The sequence below is a fragment of the Actibacterium sp. genome (assembly GCF_041584535.1).
Lineage (GTDB): Bacteria > Pseudomonadota > Alphaproteobacteria > Rhodobacterales > Rhodobacteraceae > Actibacterium_D.
The window spans coordinates 1-7,136 of sequence record NZ_JBFHDW010000134.1; the positions used below are offsets into that span (position 1 = coordinate 1).

7 protein-coding genes and 1 pseudogene are annotated in these 7,136 nt (G+C 59.5%); 7 read left to right on the forward strand and 1 reads right to left on the reverse strand.

Annotation, left to right across the window (positions count from 1 at the left end; translation table 11 throughout):
• The coding region (locus ABYW26_RS08140; protein WP_372604271.1) for a PAS-domain containing protein at positions 1–487 on the reverse strand (487 nt) is incomplete at its 3' end.
• Between the two features lie 162 nt (positions 488–649).
• Here ABYW26_RS08140 and ABYW26_RS08145 point away from each other — a divergent pair.
• The 7 genes and pseudogenes from ABYW26_RS08145 to ABYW26_RS08175 all read left to right on the forward strand — a co-directional run.
• A complete protein-coding gene (locus ABYW26_RS08145) occupies positions 650–2,281 on the forward strand; it encodes an acyl-CoA synthetase (RefSeq protein ID WP_372604272.1) in 1,632 nt (543 codons plus the stop codon).
• An 89-nt stretch (positions 2,282–2,370) separates the two neighbouring features.
• Positions 2,371–3,129 (forward strand): ABC transporter ATP-binding protein, encoded by a 759-nt coding sequence (locus ABYW26_RS08150; RefSeq protein WP_372604273.1) that lies wholly within the window; start codon positions 2,371–2,373, stop codon positions 3,127–3,129.
• Complete coding sequence (locus tag ABYW26_RS08155) at positions 3,126–3,878, forward strand: ABC transporter ATP-binding protein (RefSeq protein WP_372604274.1); 753 nt, start codon at positions 3,126–3,128, stop codon at positions 3,876–3,878. Before ABYW26_RS08150 ends, ABYW26_RS08155 begins: the two co-directional genes overlap by 4 nt.
• A gap of 26 nt (positions 3,879–3,904) precedes the next feature.
• Positions 3,905–5,110, forward strand: a complete 1,206-nt coding sequence (locus ABYW26_RS08160; protein ID WP_372604275.1) for an ABC transporter substrate-binding protein — start codon at positions 3,905–3,907, stop codon at positions 5,108–5,110.
• A 74-nt stretch (positions 5,111–5,184) separates the two neighbouring features.
• Positions 5,185–6,075: a branched-chain amino acid ABC transporter permease gene (locus ABYW26_RS08165; RefSeq protein WP_372604276.1), complete on the forward strand. Its 891-nt coding sequence runs from the start codon at positions 5,185–5,187 to the stop codon at positions 6,073–6,075.
• An 11-nt stretch (positions 6,076–6,086) separates the two neighbouring features.
• A complete protein-coding gene (locus ABYW26_RS08170; protein ID WP_372604277.1) occupies positions 6,087–7,010 on the forward strand; it encodes a branched-chain amino acid ABC transporter permease in 924 nt (307 codons plus the stop codon).
• Positions 7,011–7,048: 38 nt separating this feature from the next.
• A pseudogene (locus ABYW26_RS08175) lies at positions 7,049–7,136 on the forward strand (electron transfer flavoprotein subunit beta/FixA family protein); the annotation flags it as partial.

Here is a 7,136-nt window from a genome sequence, read left to right on the forward strand (position 1 = left end):
CGGCGGGCACCTCGTTGGCGATCAGTTTCAACCGCTCGTCGCTGAGTTTCAGCGCCTCGGTGCGTTCGGCCACGCGGCGCTCAAGCTCGTCCTGAATCGAGTGCTGCAGGCTGACATCCGTATAGACGGTCATGAACCCGCCCCGGCGCAGAGGCGTGCCCGCGACTTGCAGGATTCGCCCATCGGCATTGGTGCGTTCGAATTTGTGCTTTTCGAATTTCAGCGCGTTGTTGACCCGTTCAGCCACCTGTTGTTCGACATCGCCGGCACCATATTCGCCGCGCAACGCATTGTGACGGATAAACGAGGCGAAATCCGCGCCTTCGAAGGCCAATATTTCAGGAAAGTTCAACATTTCCAGAAACCGGTTGTTCCATGCAACCAGCTTCAGGTCGGCGTCGAAAATCGTGACGCCCTGATCAATGTGATCCAGCCCTTCAAGCATAAGGTCCGCGCTTTCATCGCGCGAAAAGGCCGTTGTCTTCATAGCCATGATCCTGCGGTCTGCGTTCTGAGGCCAGAGAATGGGGCAAGTTTACAGTCCGCCCAAGGATAATTCGAGGCTTGTTACAATTGAGTGCAAACCGGGCGAAATTGAACAACAATCCTATGGCACAGCTTCCACCGCACACAGCTTGGAGGAGACTGGATGCAACATCCGAATGGCATTTATGAGCAAGGGTTGGACATGACGGAGGCCAACTATGTGGCACTGTCGCCCCTTAGCTTTATCGAGCGCACTGCCGCCGTTTATCCCGATTATCCCGCCGTTGTTCACGGCGATATCCGTCGTAACTGGGCCGAAACCTATACCCGCACCCGTCAGCTGGCCAGCGCCCTGAGCAAGCGCGGTATCGGCAAGGGCGACACCGTTTCCGTCATCGCCGCCAACATCCCCGAAATGTTCGAATCGCATTTCGGCGTGCCGATGTCGGGCGCGGTTCTGAACACGATCAACACCCGTCTGGATGCCGAGGCCATTGCCTTTATCCTGAACCACGCCGAAGCCAAGGTCGTGATGGTCGATCCGGAGTTTTCCGAAGTCGTGGACCGGGCGCTGAAAATGTCCGGCAACACCGACCGTCTGGTGGTCGACATCGAAGACGCCAGCTTTGACGGTGGCCGTCTGGTCGGGTCGATGACCTATGACGCGCTTCTGGCCGAAGGCGATCCGGAATTCGACTGGGCGCTGCCCGACAGCGAATGGGACGCGATCAGCCTGAACTATACCTCGGGCACGACGGGCGATCCCAAGGGTGTGGTCTATCACCACCGCGGGGCCAACCTGAACGCAGTGTCGAATATCGTGACTTGGGGCATGCCGCAGCATTCGCGCTATCTGTGGACTCTGCCGATGTTCCACTGCAACGGCTGGTGCTTCCCGTGGACCATCGCCGCCAATGCCGGCGTTTGCGTCTGCCTGCGCGCCGTCCGCGCCGAGCCGATCTATGAACTGATCCGCGACGAAAAGGTCACCCATTTCTGCGGTGCTCCGATCGTTCTGAACATGCTGGCCAACGCCCCGGACGAGCTGAAGGATTTCAGCCATCAGGTCAAAGTCATGACCGCTGGTGCGTCGCCGCCGGCCGCTGTCATTGAAAAAATGGAAGCCATGGGCGTCGAAGTCACCCATGTCTACGGTCTGACCGAAACCTATGGCCCCTCGGTGGTCTGTGCGTGGAAAGATCAGTGGAATTCCAGCACCGCCGAGCAAAAAGCCAAGCTCAAGTCCCGTCAGGGCGTCAAGAACCTTGCGCTGTCCGGGCTGATGGTTGCCGATCCCGAAACTCTTGAACCGGTGCCGCATGACGGCAAGACCCTGGGCGAGATTTTCATGCGCGGTAACAACGTTATGCGCGGCTATCTGAAAAATCCGTCGGCGACCGACAAGTCGTTCATCGGCGGCTGGTTTGCCTCGGGCGATCTTGGGGTCATGCACCCCGACGGCTATGTCGAGCTGAAGGATCGTTCCAAGGACATCATCATTTCGGGGGGCGAGAATATCTCGTCTGTCGAAGTCGAGGACGTGCTGTACAAGCACCCCGCTATCATGGAAGCCGCGGTCGTAGCCAAGCCTGACGAGAAATGGGGCGAAACGCCTTGTGCCTTTGTCGAGCTGAAGCCCAACGCGGATCTGAGCGAAGCCGAACTCATCGAGTTCTGCCGCCAGAACATGGCGCGGTTCAAGGTGCCGAAGAACGTCGTCTTTGGGCCCTTGCCGAAAACCTCGACCGGCAAGATCCAGAAGTTCCTCCTTCGGGATCAGGCGCGCGAGCTCTGACCCCTTATTCGGGATCTCCCTGAAACTGGAGGGGGCCGCCTTGGCGCAGCCCCAGTGACCCCCTCCAATTTTTTTGGAAAGCGAAAAACATGACCGACCGCGCAGATTACATCCTGCAGACCACCGGCCTGACGAAGGAATTCAAAGGGTTTACCGCAGTTGACGATGTGAACTTGAATGTTCGTCGTCACGAAATTCACGCCCTGATTGGCCCGAACGGCGCAGGCAAGACCACGGTCTTCAACCTGTTGACCAAGTTCCTGATCCCGACACGGGGCAAGATCGTCTATAACGGCGAGGAAATCACCAATGCGAAGCCAGCCCAGATCGCCCGCAAAGGCGTGATCCGGTCGTTCCAGATTTCCGCCGTGTTCCCGCATATGACCGCCCGCGAAAATGTCCGCGTCGCGCTGCAGCGCGGGCTGGGCACCTCGTTCCATTTCTGGCGCAACGTCAAGACGCTGAACCGGTTGAACGAACGGGCGGACGAGCTGCTTGAGATGGTCGGTCTGGAACGCTTTGCCGACGCCCTTGTCGCTGACATGGCCTATGGCCGCAAACGCGCTCTGGAAATCGCCACCACGCTGGCGCTTGAGCCGGAACTGATGCTGCTGGACGAGCCGACCCAGGGCATGGGCCGCGAGGACGTGGATCGCATCACCAAGCTGATCCGCAAGGTCTCGGCCAATCGCACCATCCTGATGGTGGAACACAATCTCGGTGTGGTGTCGGCCCTTTGCGACACGATCACCGTGCTACAGCGCGGCGCCATTCTGACCGAAGGCAACTATGAAACCGTGTCGGCCGACCCGCGTGTGAAAGAAGCATATATGGGGAAAGCGGCATGAACACGGCGATCGAAAACGACGAAATCGGCGGCCATCATCTGGGCGAAAAGATCGAAGAACTGCGGATTTCGGATCTGCACGCCTTTTATGGCGAAGGTCACGCGCTGCACGGCATCGACATGACCGTCTATCAGGGCGAACTGGTGACGCTGCTGGGCCGCAACGGCTCGGGGCGGACGACGACGCTGCGCTCGATCGTTGGCCTGATTGGCAAACGTACCGGCTCGATCGTGCTGAAGGGCAAGGAAGTCATCGATGCCTCCCCGCATGTGATTGCGCATCTGGGTGTGGGCTATTGCCCCGAGGAACGCGGCATCTTCGCCAGCCTTAACGTCGAAGAAAACCTGATGCTTCCGCCGACCGTCGCCCCGGGCGGCATGTCGCTGGAAGAAATCTATGACATGTTCCCGAACCTTGCCGAGCGCCGCAAAAGCCAAGGCACGCGGCTTTCGGGCGGGGAACAGCAGATGCTGGCCATGGCCCGCATCCTGCGCACCGGCGCGAACGTGCTGTTGCTGGACGAAATCACCGAAGGCCTTGCGCCGGTGATCAACGACAAGCTGGGCGAAGTTCTGACCCAGCTTAAAAAGCGCGGCTATACCATTTTGCTTGTCGAACAGAACTTCCGCTTCGCGGCGCCTCTGGCCGACCGGCATTTCATCATGGATCACGGTCATATCGTCGAAACTGTTCACAGCTACGAGCTGGAAGAGAAACAGTCGGTGTTTGATCAGTACCTGAGCGTTTAACGCAGTCTCAACTGGAGGAGAATTGAATGAAAACCCTTAAGAAACTTGCGCTTGGCGTATCCGCTGCGGCCATGGTCGCCAGCGCCGCCCAAGCCGAGATCAGCGACGGCAAGGTCAAGATCGGCGTTCTGACCGACCTGTCCGGCGTCTATTCGGACGTCGCAGGCGAAGGCGCTGTCGTGGCCGCGCAGATGGCTGTCGACGAATTTGGCGGCACCGTTGCCGGTGCTCCGATCGAGATCGTCAGTGCCGACCACCAGAACAAAGCCGACATCGCCGCCAACAAGGCGCGTGAATGGGGCGACACCGATGGCGTTGACGCCTTCGCAGAGCTGGTGACCACCTCGGTTGCGCTGGCTGTGTTCGAAGTTGCCAAACAGCAGAACAAGATCGCTCTGGTTTCGGGCGCCGCTTCGTCGCCGCTGACCAACGACGCTTGTATCCCGACCGGCCTGCACTGGACCTATAACACCCGCGCTCTGGCTGTGGGCACCGGTTCGGCCATCGTGAAAGAGGGCGGCGACACCTGGTATTTCCTGACTGCTGACTACGCTTTCGGCGAAGCTCTGCAGCGTGACGTGACCGCCGTTGTCGAAGCCAATGGTGGTAAGGTTCTGGGCGCTGCCAAGCACCCGTTCCCGGCCTCGGACTTCTCGTCCTTCGTTCTGCAGGCTCAGGCCTCGGGCGCCAAGATCATCGGTCTGGCCAACGCCGGCGCCGATACTGTGAACGCAGTTAAAGCCGCCAAAGAATTCGGCATCGTTGCCGCCGGTCAAAAGATCGCCGGTCTGCTGCTGTTCCTTCCGAACGTGAAATCGATCGGTCAGGAAGTTGCTCAGGGTCTGCAAATGACCGTGTCCTTCTACTGGGACCTGAACGACGAGACCCGCGCTTGGTCGCAGAAGTTCTTTGAGAAAACCGGCAAGATGCCTACGGGCGTTCAGGCTGGCACCTATTCGTCGGTGCTGCACTATCTGAAAGCCATCGAAGCCACCGGCACGGATGACACCGATACCGTTCTTGCGAAAATGCGCGAAATGCCGGTCGAAGACGCATTCGCCCACGGCGGCGTTCTGCGCACCGACGGCCGCATGGTGCACGACATGTATCTGGCAGAGGTCAAATCTCCGGCTGAATCGACCGGCGAGTGGGACATCTTGAAGATCCTCCGCACCATCCCCGGCGAAGAAGCTTACGGCCCGCTGTCCGAAAGCACCTGCGCCACCAAGTAAGGCAAACACTCTCACCCGCCGGGCGGTGTCCCGTCCGGCGGGCATGAAGATGACCAGATTCAGGACCACCAATCATGCTGACCGACCTTTTGGGATTTCCTCCTCAGGTGCTTTTTGGCCAACTGCTGCTTGGCCTTATCAACGGCGCCTTTTACGCGGTTCTTTCGCTTGGCCTAGCGGTCATCTTCGGGCTGCTTAATATCGTTAACTTTGCCCACGGGGCGCTTTATATGCTGGGCGCGTTCGCTGCCTGGGCGATGGCGACCTACTTGGGCATTGGCTATTGGGGCGCGCTGATACTTGCGCCGCTCGTTGTCGGAGCCTTCGGCGTTTTGCTGGAACGGGTTCTGCTGCGGCGTCTTGCCGGCGTCGACCACCTGTATGGCCTGCTGCTGACCTTTGGTCTGGCGCTGGTGATCGAAGGTGTGTTTATCAAACTGTTCGGCGCCTCGGGCCAACCTTATCCCGCGCCCTCGCAACTGTCGGGCGGCGTTAACCTGGGCTTCATGTTCCTGCCCTGGTATCGCGGTTGGGTGGTCGTGGCCTCGCTGGCCGTCTGTCTCGGCACCTGGTTCCTGTTCGAGCGCACCAAGATCGGTGCCTACCTGCGCGCCGGCACTGAAAACCCGAAACTGCTGCAGGCCTTTGGCGTGAACGTGCCGTTGCTGACCACGCTGGCCTACGGTTACGGCGTTGCATTGGCTGCTTTCGCCGGTGTGCTGGCCGCCCCCATCAACCAGGTAAGCCCGCTGATGGGTTCGAACCTGATCATCATCGTTTTCGCGGTCGTCGTGATCGGTGGCATGGGCTCGATCATGGGCGCTGTCGTGACCGGTCTGGCCATGGGTGTGATCGAAGGCCTGACCCGAGTGTTCTGGCCCGAAGCATCCGCCACCGTGATCTTTGTCGTCATGGCAATCGTGCTTGTGCTGCGCCCGGCCGGGCTGTTCGGCAAAGCTTCATAAGGATGCCCGCTATGAATACCAAAATCGGATATATCATCGCCATTGCCCTGCTGCTGGTAGCGCCCATGGTGATCTACCCCGTCTTCCTGATGAAGCTGCTGTGCTTTGCTCTGTTTGCCTGCGCCTTCAACCTGATCCTGGGCTATGGCGGCCTGCTCAGCTTTGGCCACGCCGCATTCTTCGGCGGCGCGGCTTATATCACTGGCCACGCGCTTAAGGTCTGGGGCCTGCCGACCGAACTGGGCATCCTTGTCGGGGCTGGCTCGGCCTGTATCCTCGGCTTTGCCGTCGGTCTGCTGGCGATCCGCCGTCAGGGCATCTATTTCGCCATGATCACGCTGGCTCTGGCCCAGATGGTTTACTTCCTGTTTATCAGCGCCGACTTCTCGGGCGGTGAAAACGGCCTTCAGGGCGTGCCGCGCGGCACCGCGCTGGGCTTCATCGATCTGCAGAACGACATGTCGATGTATTACTTCGTTCTGGCGATCTTCGGCCTTGGCTACTACATCATCGCCCGCACCGTGTATTCGCCCTTTGGTCAGGTGCTCAGCGCCATTCGTGACAACGAAGACCGGGCGACCTCGCTGGGGTATGACGTTGACCGCTACAAGCTGCTGGCCTTTGTCCTGTCGGCAACTCTGGCCGGGCTGGCCGGGTCGACCAAGACCGTGGTGTTCCAGCTGGCATCGCTTACCGATGCGCATTGGCACATGTCGGGCGAGGTTGTTCTGATGACCCTGCTGGGCGGTCTGGGCACGATTGCCGGTCCCGCCGTTGGTGCCGGGATCATTATTGCCCTGCAAAACTATCTTGCTTCGGGTCCGCTGGGCGCTTGGGTGCCGGTGGTGCTTGGGGTGATCTTCGTGATCTGTGTGCTGGCGTTCCGCCGCGGTGTTGTCGGCGAGCTGAAAGCGCTGATGCGCCGCTCGTTCTGATCGCCAAACGCTGAGACTGACTAAAGGAGACGACGCTTATGAAGGTATTGGTGCCTGTGAAGCGCGTGATTGACTATAACGTTAAGGTTCGTGTGAAGGCGGACGGTAGCGGAGTTGATCTTGCGA